The following is a 19,205-nucleotide window of genomic DNA, read 5'->3' as shown; positions in this document are numbered from 1 at the left end:
TTTCCTTAGATTGTCTTCAACTGAGACCTCCTCTGAGGTAGGCCTCCCAGTACTTCCTTTTCCTCTTCGTTCTGTAAGGAACCCTTCTTCCCCAAATTGTTTAAAAGTTTTCCTCCACCTCTTCAGGCAGGATCTAGGTTTTTCCGCCCCGATTATTTCGATTTCAAAACCGTTTTCTATAAATATTTGAGAGGGAGCTTTCCCTTCAAGGTTTTCTTTAACGGCCTTAATTTTGAACGCTGGTGTATAAGCAATTGACCTTTCAGAAACATGGTCAACATTCTCATTGTTCTCCAACAGTTTCATTTGATGTTCATTGAATATTATTTTACTCATTTCGTTCCTCCGTCTATATCCCTGATTTGATTATAAACGGGCTAGGTCATTATAGACACAAAAAACCCGAATAACGGGCTTTTTCAAAGCGTCCATTATTCGGGGTATAGTTCACCAGCGAAGCATGGGCGTTTTTTCTATTTCTTTAAAGGGTATGTAACTAATTAAATATCCGCTCGATTTTGCTGCAGAGATTTATAATATTGACCCTTTTCGGCATATTCCCTGGTAATTCTCTGCATATCCTTGATATCTTCTTCATTCAGCTCACGGACCACCTTTGCCGGCCGGCCAAAGGCAAGCGTATTGGGAGGAATCTTCTTCCCCTGGGGAACAAGGCTGCCCGCTCCGATAAAGGCTCCTTCGCCGATTTCGGCCTGGTCAAGAACGACGGATCCCATGCCAATCAGCGCATTTTTACGAACGATGCAGCTGTGGAGGATCACCTGGTGGCCAACGGTAACTTCGTCTTCGAGGATAAGCGGATTACCAGGGCTTTGATGGAGGACGGAATTGTCCTGGATATTCACCTTGTTTCCGATAATCGTCGGTGCTACGTCTCCCCGTATGGAACTGTTGAACCAGACGCTGGACTCCTCGCCAATTTCAACATCACCGGTTATGGTTACATAATCTGCAATAAAAGCGGAAGATGCTATTTTTGGCTCTTTTCCGTGATAAGGGTAAATCATCGGATACTCACTCTCCTTTGGATGCAAATAATGTTAAAAATGGGGAAGATTGAACATATAGCACATAAAAGTTGTTAATCTTCCCTTTTCTGTCCATTATATATTATAGTTCTTTTAAATAGAGGAAGAAACAGAGGGGGAATGCACATGTGGAAATGGGAAGCGGATGGTGAAGCCAAAGCAGTGATTGTCATGGTGCACGGAGCGCTCGAACATCACCGCCGTTACGGCTGGCTGATCCAAATGTGGAGACTGTCGGGTTTCCATGTGATTATGGGTGACTTGCCTGGACAAGGCATGACAACGAGATCCAACAGGGGCCATATTGATTCCTTCGATGAATATTTATTGGAAGTGAAAGACTGGATCCAGGCAGCCTACAGCTTTGAACTGCCCGTTTTTCTTCTTGGCCACAGCATGGGAGGCCTGGTGGCCATCAGGCTGCTTCAGGAAGAGAGGCTTAACCTGGCCGGAGTGATTCTCTCTTCTCCTTGTTTGGGTCTTGTCCAGCAGCCTTCGAGATTTTTGAAGTTTGTTTCCCATGGAGTGAACGCCATTATGCCAGGATTCAAGGTGTCACCTGGGCTCTCCGTTGAACTGGCAACCCGGAATATGGAAGTAAGGGATGCGGACTTGAACGATTCCCTGTATGTCACCAAGGTTTCTGTAAGATGGTACAGGGAGCTTGATGATGCCATGAAGCTCGCTTTTGACAATCTGCAGGACACACAGAACATCCCCATGCTGGTCATGCAGGGCGGGGACGACAGGATTGTAGCCAAGCAGCTGGTAAAGGAATGGTTCAACTATGCACCTTTATCAGAAAAACGCTATAAAGAATGGACGGACTTTTATCACGAAATATTCAACGAACCAGAGCGCGAAGAAGTATTCGAATACGCCAAGGACTTTGTTATCAGCCAATTAAAAGCGATTGGCTATGTCTATTAGGAAGGGGGGAGCATATGAGGATTCCGCAAATGCCCCTCAGTTTGATGTACCGCGTCTACCGTAAAGTCATTCCACAGGTCCACCGGGAACTTGAATCCTGGAAACGGAAGGCGGAATGCATCCCGGACCCGGAATTGCGCAGACAGGCTCTTGCCAGCATTGAAGGAAAGACGTTTCATTGTGAAGGCGGAGCAATCATGAGCCTGATTGCCCTTGGGAATTATCAAAGAGCCATTTCGTTCATTGTCGCCTATCAGACAATCAGCGATTATCTCGACAATCTTTGCGACCGGAGCACTTCCCTTGATCCGCGCGATTTTGCTGCTTTGCATGAATCGATGGAGGATGCCCTTACACTTGACGGAGAGCTTCGGGATTATTACCGGATGCGGAAGGAACAGGATGATGGAGGGTATCTAGGACAGCTTGTGCTGGCCTGCAGGAAGGAATTGCAGGAAGTGGAACATTATGATGGCATTTCAGAGCATATGCTTGAATTGTGCAGATATTATTGCGACCTGCAAATCCATAAACATGTGCAGCAGAGCGAAAGGGTAACAAGACTGAAAGAATGGCATGACCGCAACCGTAGTAAATGTCCAGATATGCAATGGTATGAATTTTCAGCCTGCACAGGTTCTACGCTTGGCGTTTTTTGCCTCGTTTCCTATGCACTCCGGAACGACTTCAGGCCCGAATATGCAGAAAGCATCAAGAGCGGCTATTTTCCATACATACAAGGACTCCACATTTTGCTGGATTACTTTATCGACCAGGAAGAAGACAGGCGGGAAGGCGATCTGAATTTCTGCTTTTATTATGAAAATGAAGAGGCGCTTTTCAATAGGCTCACCCATTTTATCGAGCACGCCGACCACTATACGGCTGACCTGCCGCATCGCCGTTTTCACCAGCTGATCAACCGCGGCTTGCTGGGAGTCTATTTATCAGATGAAAAAGTCCAGCGCCAGCAAAAGGTCAAGAAACTCGCAAAAGGCATCATTAAAAGCGGCGGCCCGATCAGCTACTTTTTTTATTTGAACGGGCGCGCTTACCGTTCCGTTCAAAAATTGATGCCGGCCAGAATGACAAAGGTATTTGGCAAGTGATGAGAAGATATCGGCATAAAAAAGGAACCCCGGAGGAGCCATCTTCCTCCGGGGTTCCTTTTTCTCTTATGAACGCTTTTCAATCGCAATGATAAAGGGGGGATTATTTTTCTGGTTCAGGAATTGGTATTGCAAGACATGGGCCCTGTTCTGGTCAATGGAGGAGACATAGTCAAGCAGGGTGTCGCGTTCAATCTGGCCTTCAGGATGCCCGTGATATACAACGATCACAATGATGCCCTCGGGAGAAAGCATGTCGAGAAGCTGGTCCACTGCCGAGATGGTTGTTTGCGGGACGGTAACGATGCTCTTGTCTCCCCCTGGCAGGTATCCTAGATTGAAAATGGCACCTGCAACTTTTCCATGAGCAGAGACTGGAAGCATTTCTTTTACATGTTCATGGCCTCTCTGGTATAAGGCAACTCTCTCCAGAAACTCCCTGTCCTCGAGTTTTGCTTTGCAGGAAGCAAGCGCCTGTTCCTGGATGTCAAAGCCATAGACCTGACCGTCCTTACCAACCAGCCCCGAGAGAAAGACAGTGTCATGGCCGTTTCCGACAGTGGCATCGACAGCGATATCACCTGTTTTTACAGCCCTTTCCAGAAGGGTTCTTGCAAAAGGCAGGATTCGTTCAAGCTTCATGCCGTAGTTCCTGCCTTTCTCTGGGAATAATGTTTCCCCTGCCAGCTTCCGCGGCGTTTTAGCTCTGCATCAATGGCATTGAGAACCTCCCATTTGTTGACGCTCCACATCGGGCCAATCATCAGGTCTATAGGGCCATCTCCCGTAATCCGGTGGACAATCATCTCAGGCGGCAGGATTTCCAGCTGGTCGCAAACCAAATTCACATAATCGTCGAACGATAGGAATTCGAGGAGGCCCTTTTCATACTGCTTGACCATCGGTGTGCCCTTGAGAAGGTGGAGAAGGTGGATTTTGATTCCCTGTACATCCAGATTGGCAACAGCCTTGGCGCTCTCCATCATCATCGCTGGTGTTTCAAGGGGAAGGCCATTAATGATATGCGAACAAATCCGGATGCCGTGTTTCCTGAGTTTATGAACACCCTCTACATAGGCAGGAAAATCGTGGGCCCGGTTGATCAGGTTGCCGGTCTGTTCATGGACGGTCTGCAGTCCGAGTTCGACCCATAAATACGTTCTTTCATTCAATTCTGCCAGATATTCGACCACGTCATCCGGCAGGCAATCAGGTCTGGTTGCAACCGACAGCCCTACGACCCCCTCTTGCTTAAGGACGGTTTCGTACTTTTCCCTGAGCACCTCCACCGGGGCATGCGTGTTGGTGAAAGCCTGGAAATAAGCCATGTATTTGCCATCTTTCCATTTATCATGCATTTTGTCTTTTATTGTGGAAAATTGAATTTCCAGAGGCTCAGCCCTGTTTCCGGCAAAATCTCCGGAACCGGCTGCACTGCAGAATGTACATCCTCCGTAGGCCACAGTGCCGTCCCGGTTTGGACAGTCGAAGCCGCCGTCGAGGGCGACTTTAAAAACCTTATGGCCAAAGTGCTGGCGCAAGTGGTAATTCCATGTATGATAGCGTTTATTATCAAGACTGTATGGAAAAGAGTGGACTTGATTCATTTAAGCCTCCTGAATGAAAATTTGTGCAGTTCGGCAACTGTTTAGTTCCAGCGCCTGCGCATTCTAGAAAGAATTGTACCATGACAAATGTCCTGGTCCAATCACCAAACCCAAATGGAAGCATTTGTACACCGGAGATTCGTGATAGGAAGACATGATGTGAACAAACTAAAAAGGAAGCATTTTGGCTTCATTATGACAAAAAGGGGGCGTTTTCATTGGCGACAAGACAATCGGTCGAGGAACATCTCCAACAATGTGAAGATGCAATCAGGATTGCTCAGGAGCAATATAAAAAGGCCAGCATGCAGGAGCACTTGCATGATGGCCAGTATACAGCCAGCATGCAAATGCTTGAAGGTGCCTATAATGATATTGCCAAGCTGGCCTTGAGCTGCAACGGCCAGCAGCGTGAACAGCTGCACAGGATGAGGCTCCAGCTCCAGCAGCTGCAAAACGAAATGATCTTGCATGACCATTAGGAGGGAGGAACATACATGAAAAAACGCTCCAAGCAAAATAACCCGGAACAAAAAACGAGAAATGGCATCAATAACCAGGACATGGAGCTAGGTTCCGATTATGATCCGGTCAAGAAATCAAAATTGAAGTATGAAGAGTCAGGCGGACAGCCCGTAAAATCAAAGTTCCATCCTGAACCTGAGCAATCACGATAAACACTTTTCGCCCCATTTCAACCATGAAATGGGGCTTTTTTTTGAACAATAAAAGGAGAAATTGAGGCAGAAGTTTTCAATATAGTCCTGTTCACAAAACGGATAAATTCCGGAAAAATTTCGTGATTTTCGTCACAGATGGAGCTCCTTTATAAATGGTTTAAATAGAGTAGGGGAAACATCTGGGATTTGAACATACAAAAGCAAATTAAGATATGTGATGCAAATGCGCTCCTATTTTCAGGCAGGCGGAAAAAATGGGACAAGGCAATCGTTCTTGTGAAAGTGTTCACGAATTCGCTGTCAATTAATCAATAATACGACAAGAACAATGGTTGGAAAGGATGTTTAACAATGATAAAAAGAGCTCTGTTAGGGCCGCTGCTTTTCACTTTTTTCTTCACGGCACCATTGATGGTTTCGGCAGAAAATGCTGCGCCTCTGCAAATGGAGGAGCTGACCATACAGGTAATGCCTGAATTTGCCTATCACCCAAAGGATAAAAAGCAGGCTCATCCTCCTTTGCTTGTAGGCTATCATGGGTCATTAAAAAATAATACCGGCGAACCCCAAAAAGGACAGGTCGAACTTCCGCTTCCTATTGGGGACGAAAATTTCAAAATCGGATTTGTGGCCGACTATTCCCATGACCTCACAGAAATGAACGAAATTCAGTATGAACTGAATAAAGAAAGTGGCACCATTTCCTGGACAACCAGTGATGAAATACAGCCGCAGGAATTATACAAATTTGTAATCGAGTATTATACAGACAGCATCAAGGATGAAGGCGAAAAAAATACATTGCAGTACGAATTCCAGAGCTTTTCAAACATTGGGCTTATGAACCTTATTTTCGTCGAACCATTGAAAACAGACCGCTTCAAGCTGGCGCCAGAAGCGGAATCACACCAGAAAAACAGTTATAACATGAACATGTTCATCTATCAATCCCAGGGAATGAAGCCTGGAGATACGAAAGCGGTCAGCCTTGAATATGTCCGAGGCGAGGAAAAGACAACAGGGGAAATCATGGAAGAAATGGCCGGCCCTTCTGCTGCCGCTGGCGCTGCCACCAAGAATGAAGAGGCCGTGCCAGTCTGGATGATAGGTGCGATTGCGGGAAGCGTAACAGCTGCTGCCGCCCTGCTTATCCTTTTCCTGAAAAAACGCTCAGCCGCCCCTGTTAAAAATGGGGAAATTGGAGTATCAGCACAGGAAGCTAAAAAAGCGAAACTTCGCTCCATGCTGATGGAAGGCAGAATCTCGGAAGAGGAATATGCCAAATTGGTCAACAAGCTGGGAGGAAGATAAAATGTCGAAAAATAAAAAGATATTTTCCGCATTAGCGCTCATGGGAATGGCCATTTTCATCATGGCCTTCGCATCCATGCCTGCTGCCGGGAGCAAGGAAATCACGATTACAAACCTAGTGAAGGAGAGCGGAAAATTCGATGATGACTATGTGATGACACAGGGGCTTCTGATTAAGGACTCCATCCAGTGGGATGCGGATAAGCTAGAGCTTCGGTTTGAAATTTATGATGAGAATGAGACCGTGCTTCAGGTGTTCCACAAAGGAGTCCAGCCGGATAATTTTACAGATGATGTGATTGTCATAGTGGAAGGTTTCTTTCAGGACGATGGGATCTTTGAGGCTGAAAAGGTCATGACAAAATGCCCTTCAAAATATGAAGGGGAGGACATGGAAAATTATGATGGCGAAATGCATAAAGAGCTCTTCAATGACTCACAGGAATAAAACAGATGGGTGGTCATCACTATGTACTTGATTGGCAGCATCACATTATATCTCGGCATTGCCATAGCGGCATACTCCATCATCGCCAATTTGATTGGGATTAAAAAGCAAAGCAGCAGGTGGCTTGAAAGTGCAAGGGGCGGAGTGCTCTCCCTTGTCTTCGTTTCATTGATTGCCAGCTTCCTGCTGCTCTATCTTCTGGCAACAAGCCAGTTCCAGTTTGAATATGTAGCGGCCTATACGAGCAGGAACCTCCCCCTTGTCTACAAACTCACCGCCTTCTGGGCAGGCAATGCAGGCTCCCTTTTGCTTTGGACAGTCCTTATTTGCGGATACACAGCTATCCTGGTGTTCTCGAGGGAAAAGCACAACCCGATGATGCCATATGTATCGGTTATCCTGCTCCTCAATATCCTGTTCTTTTTCACCGTGATGGTGCTGGGCGGAAATCCGTTCGCGATGACGGACATGGTTCCTGCCGACGGGAAAGGCCTAAATCCGATGCTGCAGCATCCGGGCATGATCCTTCACCCGGTCACACTGTATCTTGGTTATGTGGGGCTCGCCGTACCATTTGCTTTCGCGATTGCGGCACTCATTTTAAAGCGGATGGATGCCGAGTGGATCAAATTGACCCGGCGCTGGACGATTACCGCATGGCTTTTCCTTACACTCGGAAATATGATTGGCGGCTGGTGGGCTTATCTGGAGCTTGGCTGGGGCGGCTACTGGGCATGGGATCCGGTCGAGAATGCCAGCTTCCTTCCGTGGCTTACAGTCTCGGCGTTCCTCCACTCGGTTATGATCCAGGAACGCAAAGGGATGCTTAAAACCTGGAATATCAGCCTTGTCATCATTTCATACATCCTGACCCTGTTCGGGACCTTCCTTGTCCGGAGCGGTGTTTTAACAAGCGTACATGCTTTTGGCAGCGGGCCGCTTGGAACGTATTTCCTGATTTTCATGGCATTTATGATGCTGCTGTCCATCTATATTGTGATGACCAGGTACCAGATGATAAAAAAAGATACCCTGCCTATAGAATCCTATTTTTCAAAGGAAAGCTCGTTTTTGCTCAATAACCTGCTCCTTGTTGCTGGTGCGTTTGCGGTCTTTTGGGGCACCATGTATCCACTCATCTCCGAGACGGTTTCAGGCACAAAGATAAATGTGGGGGCTCCTTATTTTAACTCTGTCATGAGCCCGATCCTGCTCCTGCTGATTCTCCTGATGGCTGTCTGTCCGCTGATCGCCTGGCAGAAGGCGACAGTTGAAAGGTTTTTGAAAAATGCCCTCTGGCCATTTGCCGCAGGAATTGCCGCGGCGATCATCCTGGTTGCTTTTGGTGTAAGAGGGACTTTCGCCATCATCGGACTTGCTTCAACTGTTTTCATGTTTGCAACCCACATCCAGGAGTTTGTCCAGGGGACAATGGCGCGGATCAAAGCAACAAAGGAAAACGCGCTTACCGCTGCCTGCAGGCTGACCAAGAAAAACCAGAGAAGGTATGGAGGCTATATCGTCCATATTGGAATCGCCGTGATTGCGATTGGCGTCATCTCATCCCACGCCTATTCAGAAGAGGTACTCAAGACGATGGAAACGGGAGAGAGCCTTGCCATTGGAGATTATGAGCTGACCTTCAAGGGATTGAGCGAGCATACGAAAAACGGCAATGGAATTGTTGCTGCCGAACTTGAAACAGTTTATAAAGGCAAAATGGACGGAACCATCAAGCCAGAAAAAGTCTTTTACGAAACATGGCCCGAGCCATCGACAGAAGTGGCCATCAAAACCAATTTTACGGAAGATCTCTATGTTGTTTTAAGCTCCTGGGAGAACAGGGATAAAGTAACGCTTCAGGTAAAAGTGAACCCGTTTGTAAGCTGGATATGGGCAGGAGGAATTATCATGGTCCTTGGCACAGCAGTCGCGCTGATTGGCGGGAAAACGACTTCATCCCGGGTCTCAAAGGCTTTAAGGTCAGGAAGGTGATAAGAGATGCGTACAAAAGTGCTGCTGGCGATTTTCATACTCTCAATGGTGCTTCCAGGGCCGGCTTTTGCAGAATTCGATGAGAACTCAAAGGAATTTCAAAATGTGGTCAAGCAGCTGGATATGCAGGGACATGCGGATGATGAACTGTCTTCCTGCAAGGTTAAGCAAATCTATTATGAAGAGGTTGTTGAAATGCTTAACTCCGGAATGTCGGAAGAGGAGATTCTTCAATCCTACGTTGATGAATACGGGCAGGCTGCTTTAAGGACGCCTGCCACTGACAAGAGCGGCCTTGTAGCCTGGGGAATGCCGTTTGCAGGCATGTCAGCTGGTGTTGCCATCGTAGCTTTATGGCTGAGAAGAGGAAAAGCCACGGGCGAGAAAGAGGAAGATATGCTTAGCGAGAAATGGGAATCCCAAACCGAAAAAGAAATCGCCGAGAAAATGTTCGAGGAAGAACGGCGGAAGCAATTTTAAAAGGAGCTGGTTCCATGGAAATTGTGTTTATGATGACAGGCTCTGCGATTATCCTGACTTGTTTCTATTTTATCGTCACCCCATTCTTTTCCGCCCAGGCTAAGCTGGCCGAAGGAGTAGTTGAGGGAGATGGGCGGCTGACACTTGACCAGGTTTATGACGCCGTAAATGAGCTTGAAATGGATTACCTGATGAAAAAGATAAAAGAAAAAGACTTCCTGCAATTAAAAGAGCAATATCAGCTGCTGGCAGCCGAGCTTATGAAACAGGAAAGCATTCCGCGGAAGCAAATGGCCGCTTCCAAATCAGAGGAAGCAGAGCTCGAGATTCTGCGCGAATTGCAAAAATTGAGGAAGCGGAAAGGAAGATAATCATGGGCAGCCTACCAGCATTCCATCCTGAATGGCTGATCAGGTTCTGGTTCGGAACCCCTGGGCTGAACAGGCTGGACCCCCATCTTACCCTAGCCTTGTTGGCCTTTGGGCTCGTTCTGTTCTTCCATGTGAAAAGAAGGCGGACAGCGGAAATCCCACCGAATCCCGATGAAGAACGGTTTAAGCATCTGTTTGCGAAGCAGAGGGTCATTGAAAGACAGTTGGATGAACTTAGAGACAGCCATGAGCAGAAACAGATTGGCGACGAGCTTTATAAGGCGAAAAGGAACGAATTTCAAAAGCACCTTGAAAGAACAAGGCAGGAATTACGCCAATTTACGTTATGAAAGAGTTGGAGAGCATGCTTGAACTAAAAAATTTGACCAAGGTAATTGGTGAGAAAATCATCCTCCGGAATATCACGCTTACGCTGCGGGAAGGAGAGACGCTGGCCGTTATCGGCCCCAATGGCGCCGGGAAAAGCACATTTTTCAAATGTACGGTCGGACTGCTGCAGCCAAGCAGCGGTGAAATCATCCTTGACGGTGAAGCGGTGAAGAAAAAATCTGCCGCCGTCAAAAAGAAAATAGGTTTTCTCGGCCATGAATCCTTCCTGTACAGCAACATGACGCCGCTGGAAAACCTGAGATTTTACGGCAAGCTGTTTAAAGTCAGGGATCTTGAAAAGAAATCAAAGGAACTGCTTAAGGAAGTAGGGCTGTATTTATTCCGGGACACGCCAATCCACTCTTTCTCAAGGGGAATGCTTCAAAGGCTGGCAATTGCCAAGGTGCTGCTTCCGGAACCCAAAATCCTGATGCTGGATGAACCTCATACCGGGCTGGACCAGGAAGCAGTCGCTTTGCTTAACAGAATCATAAAAGAAAAGCAGCAGGGAGGCACCTCCATCCTAATTATCTCCCACGATTTTGAACAGGTTCATGCATTGGCTGACCGAGTAGCCATCCTGAAAAAAGGAAAAGTGGTCGACACAATTGAACTGGCGCAACACTTGGATCTTCAGGAAATGAAAGCCTGGTATGAAAAGGTGGTGAAGGAGGCATGACATCCATCTTTAGCGATGCGCTTACCATTGCAGGCAAGGATTTGCGGAATGAATTCAAATCGAAGCAGACCATCGGCATGATGGTCATCTTTTCAGCCCTTGTCATCCTTGTTTTCAGCTTTGCGTTTGACCCGACAAACAATATGGTGAGAGCGGTCATTCCCGGATTAGTCTGGGTCATCACTGTTTTTGCAGGCATTCTAGGGCTTAACCGCTCGTTCATTTCCGAATTGGAAAATGATTCACTGACAGGGCTGAGGTCGGCGCCGATCGATCCTGCCAGCATCTATTTGGGAAAGGTGCTGGCCAACTTCACCCTGGTTGCGGTCGTTCAACTGATCAGCATCCCTGTATTGTTCATTCTGTTTGGGTACCGGTTTACAAGTTCGTATTTCTGGTTCATTCTTATCCTCTTTGCCGGTACACTCGGTTTTATCATCGTTGGAACCTTCCTGTCCGCGCTGTCGGCCAATGCCAAAAACAGCGAAATGCTGCTGCCGGTATTGCTGCTGCCATTGCTGAGTCCTCTGATGATTGCCGCCGTGCAGGCAACAAGGATCGTACTCGAAAACGAGGAAATCCAGAACGCAGTTTCCTGGCTTCAGTTAATGGCAGCCTACGACTTATTGTTTTTTGGGGCTTGTTTTATATTATTTGAATTTTTAATGGAGGGTTCATGATGATCAAAAGTTCTGGCAAGATTGATAAATTATTGTTCTATATCCTTGTTCCATCAATGTTTATCGCCATGTATTTAATTTTTATCTGGTCACCGCAGGAAAAGGTGATGGGGGAAGTCCAAAAAATCTTTTATTTTCATGTCGGAACAGCCTGGGTGGCGTTCCTTGCATTTTTCGTTGTCGGCTTCTACAGTGTGATGACGCTGATTAAGCCAAAGATGAACCGTTTCATCTATGCGGGTGTTTCCGCTGAAATCGGCGTGCTGTTCACAACGCTGGCACTCCTCACAGGCATGATCTGGGGAAGGGCAAGCTGGAATACGTGGTGGAGCTGGGAGCCAAGGCTCATTACGACACTGATTCTATGGTTTATCTATGTAGCCTACCTATTTATCCGCAAAATGGAAGGGTCCTGGGAAAAGATTGCTAAACTCTCGTCTGTTTTTGGAATCATCGGAGCCCTGAACGTGCCAATCGTATTCATGGCCATCCGCTGGTGGAACTCCAAGCTTCATCCTGTTGTTTTCGGAGAAGGCAAAAACCAGTCAGGCGGAGGAATCGAGCCTGAAATGCTTATCACCCTGCTGTTCAGCATCTTCACCATCACCATCCTGTACATCTTCCTCATGCGCAAGGGAGCCCAAATAGAAAAAATGCGCGACATCGTCAGAAAAGCAAAAACAAAAGCAATGAACAGGCTGGCTAGTTAAAAAAAATTTTTAAAATTGGCTTTGTTAAAGGACACTGATTTTTAAAGCTGTTGATTGGAGCGGAAGGCACGAGACTCCTGCGGGAGTACGGGCAGGGGAGACCCCACAGGCGCGCAGCGCCGAGGAGTAGGAAATGCGTATGCCGACTGTCCAGAAACGAACAAACTGGAGGCTCCGACAAAGAAGCGTTCTTTGCTTCTGTAGGAGGAGCAGAAGTTTGTTGAGTTTCTAGGAGGCGAAGCAAGACAGGCTCCCCGCACGCCCGCGGAAAGCGAGTGCCTGGAGCGCAAATCAACGAACAAATTTAACAGAGCCCTAATTTAAGAGGAGGAACTAATAATGGATTACTTATTCATGGGATACTCAGCTATTTGGGCACTGGTCGCAGGTTACGTGGTCGTGCTAGGCAGAAGGCAAAAGCAGCTCGAAAAAGAAATTCAGCAGCTTGAAGAATGGAATTCGGAACATTAACAGCGCAGACTCCTGGCACTAAGGCTGGAGAGTATGTATAGGGCGGAAGCGGTCAGCCGCTTCCGCTACAATATGAAAAAAAAAGCGGGTGAAGTGGATGGGCAAGAAGCTTGTACCAATTTTCGTCATCATCGCCGCCATTGGTGTGATTGGCTTCCTTATGGATGGCCTCGGAGAGAAAGTTTCCGCGAACCCTGGTGATGAGGCAATCGGGTTTGAACTGAAGGATATCAATGGAGACATATATAAATTGTCCGATTTTAAAGGCGAGACCGTCGTGCTGAACTTTTTTGCCACCTGGTGCCAGCCATGCATTGATGAAGCTCCGGAGCTTGAAGCATTTGGAAAGGAATACAAGGATGCCAAGCTGATCATCATCGCCAAGGGCGAGTCGAAGAAGCGAATGGAAAAATATATTGCCGAAAGCAATTCGGAACTTCTTTATCTCCTGGATACAAAAGAAGAAACTTCGAATGAATACAGCGTCATCGGCCAGCCTGACACCCTAATCATCAACAAGGATGGAATGGTGGTCGAGAGGTTCACAGGGCCAACAACGAAAAATCGTCTGGTGGAACTTATTGAAGAAAAAGCTTCCTGACCAAGGTTAAGGCACATTTGTGTTTTAATAGATAGATTTGCGACTTTAGGGGAGGTGAAAAGAATGATAAAAAGAGCGTTAAAAAAGTTCTTATCGCTCGATAAAAGAATGCTTTTATTTGTTGGCGTCCTGACGGGGATCATCGTTTCTGTTGTCACGGTGAAAGGCCTTGCCTACACGGATTCACCTGAATTTTGCAGCAGCTGCCATATAATGAATAATGTCCATGACTCGTTTGCCAGCTCCACACATGCAGAGCTTTCCTGCAGTGACTGCCATTTGCCGCATGATACCTTGGTTAATAAGTATACCAATAAGGCGAAAGCCGGTATTGGCCACGTCTACTTCAATACACTCGGTGAATCCAAGATCCCAAAAGTGCTGCATGCGACAGAAAACTCGGCGGAGGTCATCAACCAGAACTGCATCGATTGCCACAAAAGCACATTGGACAATGTTGCGCATGATGCCAAGGATAGCTGCTCCAGCTGTCACCAGGCAGTACCGCATGGCAGCGACTTTAAAACCGAGGATTATTTTAAGCCTGCAAAACCAGGTGAGCTTTTAGAAAATAAGGGAGGTACTTTGAACAATGGCTAGGAATTTTAAATGGGCATCTATGCTCCTAGTCGCTGTCATGCTGATGATTACCGGCTGCTCGAGCTCAGGAGAAAAAGAGACGGCTGCTACAGCATCCACCGGACTCAGCGCAGATGAAATCAGCAACGAAGCATTTAAGGATCTGTTCCCGCTTCAATATGACAGCTACAAAAAAAATGAAAAAATGGAAGATACAACGTACAGTGGCTCGGTAAAGCGCAGCAAATATGATCCTGACAAGGAGCCATACTTGCCGATCCTGTTCAATGGCTACGGATTTGCGACCGAGTACAATGAAGATCGCGGCCATATTTATGCGCTTGAGGATGTCAGGGAGATTGCCAGGATTACAGATAAGTCAATCGGATCCTGCTTAACCTGCAAATCTACAGCTGTTCCCCATATGATTGAGGAAATGGGCGACGATTACTGGGGCGGCAATTTCAATGCCGACATCTGGCCGAAAGCAGAATCAATGGGACATTCTCCAATCGGATGCTCCGACTGCCACGACCCGCAGACTATGGACCTCCGCATCACCCGTCCAAGCTTTACAAAAGCAATGGAAGCACAGGGGATCGACATGTCCAGCCCGACTAAGAATGATATGCGCAACTATGTGTGCGGACAATGCCACGTAGAATACTATTTTGATGCCGGCAATGGTGAAGTCACCTTCCCATGGGATAACGGCTTCAAACCTGAAGATATGTTCGAATACTACGAAACAACTGCTAAAGAAGAGGGCTTCAATCAGGACTGGATTCACAATGTATCCGGAACGCCAATCTTGAAAGCGCAGCACCCTGATTTTGAGACTCATATTGAAGGACCGCATGGAAAAGCAGGCGTTACCTGCTCAGACTGCCATATGCCATATGACCGGGCGGACGGCAAAAAGAAAATCAGCTCGCACTGGTGGACATCACCGCTTAAAACAATGGAACAATCCTGTGCAACCTGCCATAGCAACAGGGACCTTGAAGAACTCGAAAGCCGTGTAGACGAGATTCAGCATACACATATGAAGGCTCTTCATAAGGCCGAAGACATCTCGATTACTTCTCATTACTATATTAATAAGATGATTACATCGGGAGTGAGTGAAGAAAGAATCAAGGAAGCGCAGCAGCATGTGCGCAAGGCTCAATGGTTCTGGGACATCGTTGCCGCCGAAAGTGCAGCAGGCTTCCATAATCCGCAGGGCGCCATGGATTCACTGAAGGTTTCATCAGAGGAATCTTTCGCCGCAATCAAGCTGGCTACTGAAGAGCTGGTCAAAAAAGGCGTGGACATCAAGGAATTGGATGAGGAAATTGAAAAAGTAAAGAAGGCTGTGTCCGAAGAAACAGACAATTTCAAGAAGAAGGAAAAAGCGATCAACGACTATTTCCCAGCACAACAGCCAAAATAAAGAAAAAATAGTTTGATAGGAAAACACTGTGCAAATAGGGGTTTGCGCAGTGTTTTCTTTAGTTTGCCAGTATTTTTTTGGGGTGTCAAGGCAATTAGTTTCTGTTCTGCTTAATCAAAAAAACGCAAAGAGGAGGGGAGGGAAACAAGCAGTCAATTTGCAGTATTTTTTTATTATTGGGACTGTAGGTTTCCTTCTTGCAACATGATGCAAAAACGCCTAAAATTACTGAGGTTGATGAAATTCTTATTAAGCAGGGAGAGACTTTTATGCCTAGAGCCTTATGGCTGCTGATTATTGGTATGGCCGTAAATGTAACAGGCTCATCGTTTTTATGGCCTTTAAATACAATATATATTCATGAACATCTTGGAAAGTCCCTATCCGTTGCCGGAGTCGTGCTGATGCTCAATTCGGCTGCAAGTGTAGCCGGAAATCTGGTAGGCGGATCTTTGTTCGATAAAATTGGCGGGTACAAATCCATCTTGCTTGGTATTATCATTACCGTCCTTGCTTTGTTTGGACTGACAATCTGGAGCAGCTGGCCGCAGTATATCGTCTTTTTAATCATTATCGGTTTTGGCTCGGGAATTGTGTTTCCCTCCATGTATGCCATGGCCGGGTCTGTCTGGAAGGAAGGCGGGCGAAAGGCGTTCAATGCCATCTATGTTGCCCAGAACCTTGGGGTCGCGGTTGGTGCGGCGCTGGGCGGCCTTGTTGCTTCCTACTCCTTCCAGCTGATCTTTTTGGCCAACGCCCTTTTGTACCTTGTATTCCTGGTAATTGCCGTATTCGGCTACCGGGGCATTCAGGTCCAGTCCGCCCACAGCAATATCCTTCAGGAAAATGGGCCGGTCAAAAACCATGATAAGCTGTACGCATTGCTGATCCTTTGTGCCGGCTACCTGCTCTGCTGGGTTGGTTATGTTCAATGGCAGTCGACCATTTCAGCCTACACAAGGGAATTGGGTATTACGATAAGCCAGTATAGCATTCTCTGGACAGTTAATGGGGCGATGATCGTACTGGCACAGCCGCTCATCAATAGGCTGGTCAAGCCATTTGAAAAGAATCTCAAGGTGCAGATCCTTGTTGGCATGTTCATTTTCATCGGTTCTTTCATTGTGGCTTCCGGCGCAAGGGAATTTTCTGGATTCCTTGCGGCAATGGCGATTCTGACAATCGGCGAAATGCTGATATGGCCTGCCGTGCCGACTATAGCAGATTCTCTTGCCCCGAAGGGACGGGAAGGGTTTTATCAGGGAATCGTCAACAGTACGGCGACCGGCGGCAGAATGATTGGGCCTCTGCTTGGGGGCATGCTGGTCGACTTCCATGGGATGCCGGCGCTATTTACCGTCCTGATCCTTTTGCTTTTTGGCGCCATGTTCACGACCATCGTGTATGACAGGAAATTGAAGGAACAAGTATTGCAGGCTCAGGCACACTAAAAGGCTGGCTTCCCGTGCGGAAGCCAGCCTTTTAAGCTTTATAGATCCTCAATGACAATATAAGCTGCTTTGACAGGACCATGGACACCGACAACCAGGTTCAGCTCGATGTCGGCCGAGTTGCTTGGCCCGGTAATAAAATTGATGCAGGAGGACACAGGTTTACCTTCAAGATGCATTTCCCTCATTTTGATTGCGGCCTGGGTCATGCGCGGTACGATGCTGCTTTTCGGGATCAGGGCAATGTAGGTTCGCGGAAGAAAGCTGACGCTCCGGCCTTTGTCCTTGTCGCTGAAGGTGACCACCGTCGCAGACTCGGCAAGGGTAATTTCACTGATGGTGATGCCCACATTGGCTTTTTCAGCCACAGTGACATTTTCACTGCCTTTCTGATAATCCCATTCATGGAACTCTATGCCCTGCTCCGGCCACTCCTCTGCAAAAAGGGGATTCAGACCCCATTTGGAAAACCTGTCATCCTTCCAGGTGACAACTGGGCCGCCGCCAAAGTTGTCTACCGTTTCTTTCAAGGCAGAACTTAATCCGGCAAGGTCGGTCATGAGGAGGCTGGTGTGGATTTTCAGACAGTGTGTCTTTAGAACCTCCACCAATTGGTCGGGGGTGGCATCCCTTAGGACCTCATGCTGGGGCTGATGCTTCCAGACCGGTCTTTGGACAGGTTCAGCCCGGCGCGGTCTTCCAAGTGTGCTTGCAATTTGCTCCAAAAAGGAATCGCGGTTCTGGATGGTTCCACTCATTCCTTGTCCCCCCCTTTTTCACGGTTTTTATACCAGTCCCTGAATCTTTCCTTGGCTGGAGCCGGGAATTCGCGAATTTCAGTCCAGGCCTTCAGAGGACCGGGTCCATTCGAAATCTTATCTCCTGTCATAAAAGGGTTCATCGCTGCGGGCGCCAATTTTGAACCAAGCTTGTATAGCGAAGGGGAAGCAGCTCCAAGGCCAAAAGCCTTCATCGCTAGTTTCTCGGATATTGGCGCTTTTCCTTCCTTTTCGACGACAACTTGGCGATGCTTATGCAAAAGATCATGCAGCGGTATTTTTACAGGGCAGACCTCGGTGCAGGCTCCGCACAGCGTTGAAGCATATGGCAGTTCTTTATACTCTTCATAGCCTCCCAGCAGCGGGGAAAGCACGGCGCCGATAGGCCCGGAGTAAATGGATCCATACGAATGGCCGCCTACATGCCGGTACACGGGGCATACATTGACACATGCGGCACAGCGGATGCATTGCAGGATGGACTGGAACTCTGTTCCCAGGATGCTGGATCGTCCATTATCGACAATCACCAGATGGAATTCTTCGGGGCCGTCCGCATCCAGCTCTTCCCTCGGGCCTGTCAGAACGGTGATATAGCTAGTCAGCTTCTGCCCAACGGCGCTTCTGGTCAGGAGGCTGACCAGGACCTCCATTTCTTCAAAGGTCGGGACCAGCCGTTCCATCCCCATCACGGTGATCTGCGTTTTGGGCAGGGCGGTAACCAGGTCGGCGTTCCCTTCATTCGTTACAAGGGAAAACGAGCCCGTTTCGGCGACGGCAAAATTGCAGCCGGTAATCCCGATATCGGCCGTTAAATATTCCTGTCGCAGCATCTCGCGTGCATGCCAGGCGAGCTCCTCCGGCTTTGACGTTTTTTGGTATCCAAGTTTGTCGGTAAACACATCACGAATCTGCTCCTTGTTTTTATGCAGGGCTGGCGCGACGATATGGGAGGGCGGTTCATGATCATCCACCTGAAGGATGTATTCGCCGAGGTCGGTCTCGATGACGTTGCAGCCTGCCTTTTCAAGGCAGGAATTCAAATTGATCTCTTCAGTGACCATTGATTTCGACTTGACCACTTTTTTTGCGTTCTTGCTAGTCACCACACCCCGTATGTATTCATTTGCTTCTTCCGCAGTCTTCGCGAAAAATACATTCCCTCCGCGCCTTGCGACATTGTCGCTAAGCTGCTCCAGGTAATAGTCGAGGTTTTCCAGGACATGCTGGCGGATTTCTTCCCCAAGGGAACGCCACTCCTCCCAGTTTCCCAGTTCATCGACCACCAGCTGCCTGCGTCCGCCCATCCGCTCCTGGGCCTTGGCTACGGCCCCTCTCATAAAGGTGTCGTTGATGCCTTTATCCACACGGCTTTTAAAGCCTTCACTGCCTATTTTCATCGCCATAAGAATATCGCCTCCATTCGGTTGCTTTCTTCACTTTGCCGGAG

23 protein-coding genes and 1 pseudogene are annotated in these 19,205 nt (G+C 47.7%); 18 read left to right on the top strand and 6 right to left on the bottom strand.

Annotated elements, in window-relative coordinates; all coding sequences use genetic code 11:
* A pseudogene (locus WQ57_RS09645) lies at window positions 1-336 on the bottom strand (IS3-like element ISBsp3 family transposase); the annotation flags it as partial.
* 164 nt (window positions 337-500) lie between these two features.
* The gene (locus WQ57_RS09640; RefSeq protein ID WP_046523541.1) at window positions 501-1,028 is read right to left on the bottom strand and encodes a gamma carbonic anhydrase; all 528 of its coding nucleotides are present in this window, start codon (window positions 1,026-1,028) and stop codon (window positions 501-503) included.
* Between the two features lie 147 nt (window positions 1,029-1,175).
* Here WQ57_RS09640 and WQ57_RS09635 point away from each other — a divergent pair, with 147 nt between their 5' ends.
* A complete protein-coding gene (locus tag WQ57_RS09635; RefSeq protein WP_046523540.1) occupies window positions 1,176-1,979 on the top strand; it encodes an alpha/beta hydrolase in 804 nt (267 codons plus the stop codon).
* A gap of 14 nt (window positions 1,980-1,993) precedes the next feature.
* Window positions 1,994-3,088 (top strand): tetraprenyl-beta-curcumene synthase family protein, encoded by a 1,095-nt coding sequence (locus tag WQ57_RS09630; protein ID WP_046523539.1) that lies wholly within the window; start codon window positions 1,994-1,996, stop codon window positions 3,086-3,088.
* A gap of 66 nt (window positions 3,089-3,154) precedes the next feature.
* Here the strand turns inward: WQ57_RS09630 and mnmM are convergent, their stop codons facing one another.
* Window positions 3,155-3,730 (bottom strand): tRNA 5-(aminomethyl)-2-thiouridylate-methyltransferase MnmM, encoded by a 576-nt coding sequence (gene mnmM / locus WQ57_RS09625; RefSeq protein WP_046523538.1) that lies wholly within the window; start codon window positions 3,728-3,730, stop codon window positions 3,155-3,157.
* Window positions 3,727-4,695, bottom strand: a complete 969-nt coding sequence (mnmL, locus tag WQ57_RS09620) for a tRNA modification radical SAM protein MnmL/YtqA (RefSeq protein WP_046523537.1) — start codon at window positions 4,693-4,695, stop codon at window positions 3,727-3,729. Before mnmL ends, mnmM begins: the two co-directional genes overlap by 4 nt.
* Window positions 4,696-4,913: 218 nt before the next feature.
* Here mnmL and WQ57_RS09615 point away from each other — a divergent pair, with 218 nt between their 5' ends.
* The 16 genes from WQ57_RS09615 (at window position 4,914) to WQ57_RS09545 (ending at window position 16,976) form a co-directional block, all read left to right on the top strand.
* Window positions 4,914-5,177 carry a YtzC family protein gene (locus WQ57_RS09615; RefSeq protein ID WP_046523536.1) on the top strand — a complete coding sequence of 88 codons (264 nt, stop codon included), beginning with the start codon at window positions 4,914-4,916 and terminating at the stop codon, window positions 5,175-5,177.
* A 15-nt stretch (window positions 5,178-5,192) separates the two neighbouring features.
* Window positions 5,193-5,372: a hypothetical protein gene (locus WQ57_RS09610; RefSeq protein ID WP_046523535.1), complete on the top strand. Its 180-nt coding sequence runs from the start codon at window positions 5,193-5,195 to the stop codon at window positions 5,370-5,372.
* A gap of 354 nt (window positions 5,373-5,726) precedes the next feature.
* The gene (locus WQ57_RS09605) at window positions 5,727-6,686 is read left to right on the top strand and encodes a hypothetical protein (RefSeq protein WP_052948698.1); all 960 of its coding nucleotides are present in this window, start codon (window positions 5,727-5,729) and stop codon (window positions 6,684-6,686) included.
* A gap of 1 nt (window position 6,687) precedes the next feature.
* Complete coding sequence (locus WQ57_RS09600; RefSeq protein ID WP_046523534.1) at window positions 6,688-7,134, top strand: cytochrome c maturation protein CcmE; 447 nt, start codon at window positions 6,688-6,690, stop codon at window positions 7,132-7,134.
* Window positions 7,135-7,155: 21 nt separating this feature from the next.
* Entirely contained in the window at window positions 7,156-9,129 is a 1,974-nt protein-coding gene (locus WQ57_RS09595) for a heme lyase CcmF/NrfE family subunit (RefSeq protein WP_046523533.1), read from the top strand.
* 6 nt (window positions 9,130-9,135) lie between these two features.
* Complete coding sequence (locus WQ57_RS09590; protein ID WP_052948696.1) at window positions 9,136-9,609, top strand: cytochrome c-type biogenesis protein CcmH; 474 nt, start codon at window positions 9,136-9,138, stop codon at window positions 9,607-9,609.
* Between the two features lie 14 nt (window positions 9,610-9,623).
* Complete coding sequence (locus WQ57_RS09585) at window positions 9,624-9,980, top strand: hypothetical protein (RefSeq protein WP_046523532.1); 357 nt, start codon at window positions 9,624-9,626, stop codon at window positions 9,978-9,980.
* Between the two features lie 2 nt (window positions 9,981-9,982).
* The gene (locus WQ57_RS09580) at window positions 9,983-10,330 is read left to right on the top strand and encodes a hypothetical protein (protein WP_046523531.1); all 348 of its coding nucleotides are present in this window, start codon (window positions 9,983-9,985) and stop codon (window positions 10,328-10,330) included.
* A gap of 14 nt (window positions 10,331-10,344) precedes the next feature.
* Window positions 10,345-11,049: a heme ABC exporter ATP-binding protein CcmA gene (ccmA, locus tag WQ57_RS09575; protein ID WP_046523555.1), complete on the top strand. Its 705-nt coding sequence runs from the start codon at window positions 10,345-10,347 to the stop codon at window positions 11,047-11,049.
* Window positions 11,046-11,729: a heme exporter protein CcmB gene (locus tag WQ57_RS09570; RefSeq protein WP_046523530.1), complete on the top strand. Its 684-nt coding sequence runs from the start codon at window positions 11,046-11,048 to the stop codon at window positions 11,727-11,729. Before ccmA ends, WQ57_RS09570 begins: the two co-directional genes overlap by 4 nt.
* The gene (locus WQ57_RS09565) at window positions 11,726-12,439 is read left to right on the top strand and encodes a cytochrome c biogenesis protein (RefSeq protein WP_241481509.1); all 714 of its coding nucleotides are present in this window, start codon (window positions 11,726-11,728) and stop codon (window positions 12,437-12,439) included. Before WQ57_RS09570 ends, WQ57_RS09565 begins: the two co-directional genes overlap by 4 nt.
* Before the next feature lie 339 nt (window positions 12,440-12,778).
* Complete coding sequence (locus WQ57_RS26165; protein ID WP_084820227.1) at window positions 12,779-12,910, top strand: CcmD family protein; 132 nt, start codon at window positions 12,779-12,781, stop codon at window positions 12,908-12,910.
* A gap of 97 nt (window positions 12,911-13,007) precedes the next feature.
* A complete protein-coding gene (locus WQ57_RS09560) occupies window positions 13,008-13,511 on the top strand; it encodes a TlpA family protein disulfide reductase (RefSeq protein WP_046523528.1) in 504 nt (167 codons plus the stop codon).
* Between the two features lie 63 nt (window positions 13,512-13,574).
* Window positions 13,575-14,111 carry a cytochrome c3 family protein gene (locus WQ57_RS09555; RefSeq protein WP_046523527.1) on the top strand — a complete coding sequence of 179 codons (537 nt, stop codon included), beginning with the start codon at window positions 13,575-13,577 and terminating at the stop codon, window positions 14,109-14,111.
* Window positions 14,104-15,525, top strand: a complete 1,422-nt coding sequence (locus WQ57_RS09550) for an ammonia-forming cytochrome c nitrite reductase subunit c552 (protein ID WP_046523526.1) — start codon at window positions 14,104-14,106, stop codon at window positions 15,523-15,525. The genes WQ57_RS09555 and WQ57_RS09550 overlap by 8 nt, the downstream gene beginning before the upstream one ends.
* 269 nt (window positions 15,526-15,794) lie before the next feature.
* Window positions 15,795-16,976 (top strand): MDR family MFS transporter, encoded by a 1,182-nt coding sequence (locus WQ57_RS09545; RefSeq protein ID WP_046523525.1) that lies wholly within the window; start codon window positions 15,795-15,797, stop codon window positions 16,974-16,976.
* 38 nt (window positions 16,977-17,014) lie between these two features.
* On the opposite strand, the gene WQ57_RS09540 is transcribed toward WQ57_RS09545, so the two are convergent.
* Window positions 17,015-17,734, bottom strand: coding sequence for a LutC/YkgG family protein (locus WQ57_RS09540; protein ID WP_046523524.1), 720 nt, complete (start codon window positions 17,732-17,734; stop codon window positions 17,015-17,017).
* On the bottom strand, window positions 17,731-19,161 hold the full coding sequence (locus WQ57_RS09535) for a LutB/LldF family L-lactate oxidation iron-sulfur protein (protein WP_046523523.1): 1,431 nt from the start codon (window positions 19,159-19,161) through the stop codon (window positions 17,731-17,733). Before WQ57_RS09535 ends, WQ57_RS09540 begins: the two co-directional genes overlap by 4 nt.
* Window positions 19,162-19,205: the final 44 nt, after the last annotated feature.

Origin of the sequence: Mesobacillus campisalis, assembly GCF_000986785.1 — a bacterium.
In the GTDB taxonomy this organism is placed as follows: domain Bacteria; phylum Bacillota; class Bacilli; order Bacillales; family Cytobacillaceae; genus Mesobacillus_B; species Mesobacillus_B campisalis.
Note: the sequence above shows the minus strand (reverse complement) of the source record. Positions and strands in the feature narration are given on the sequence as shown.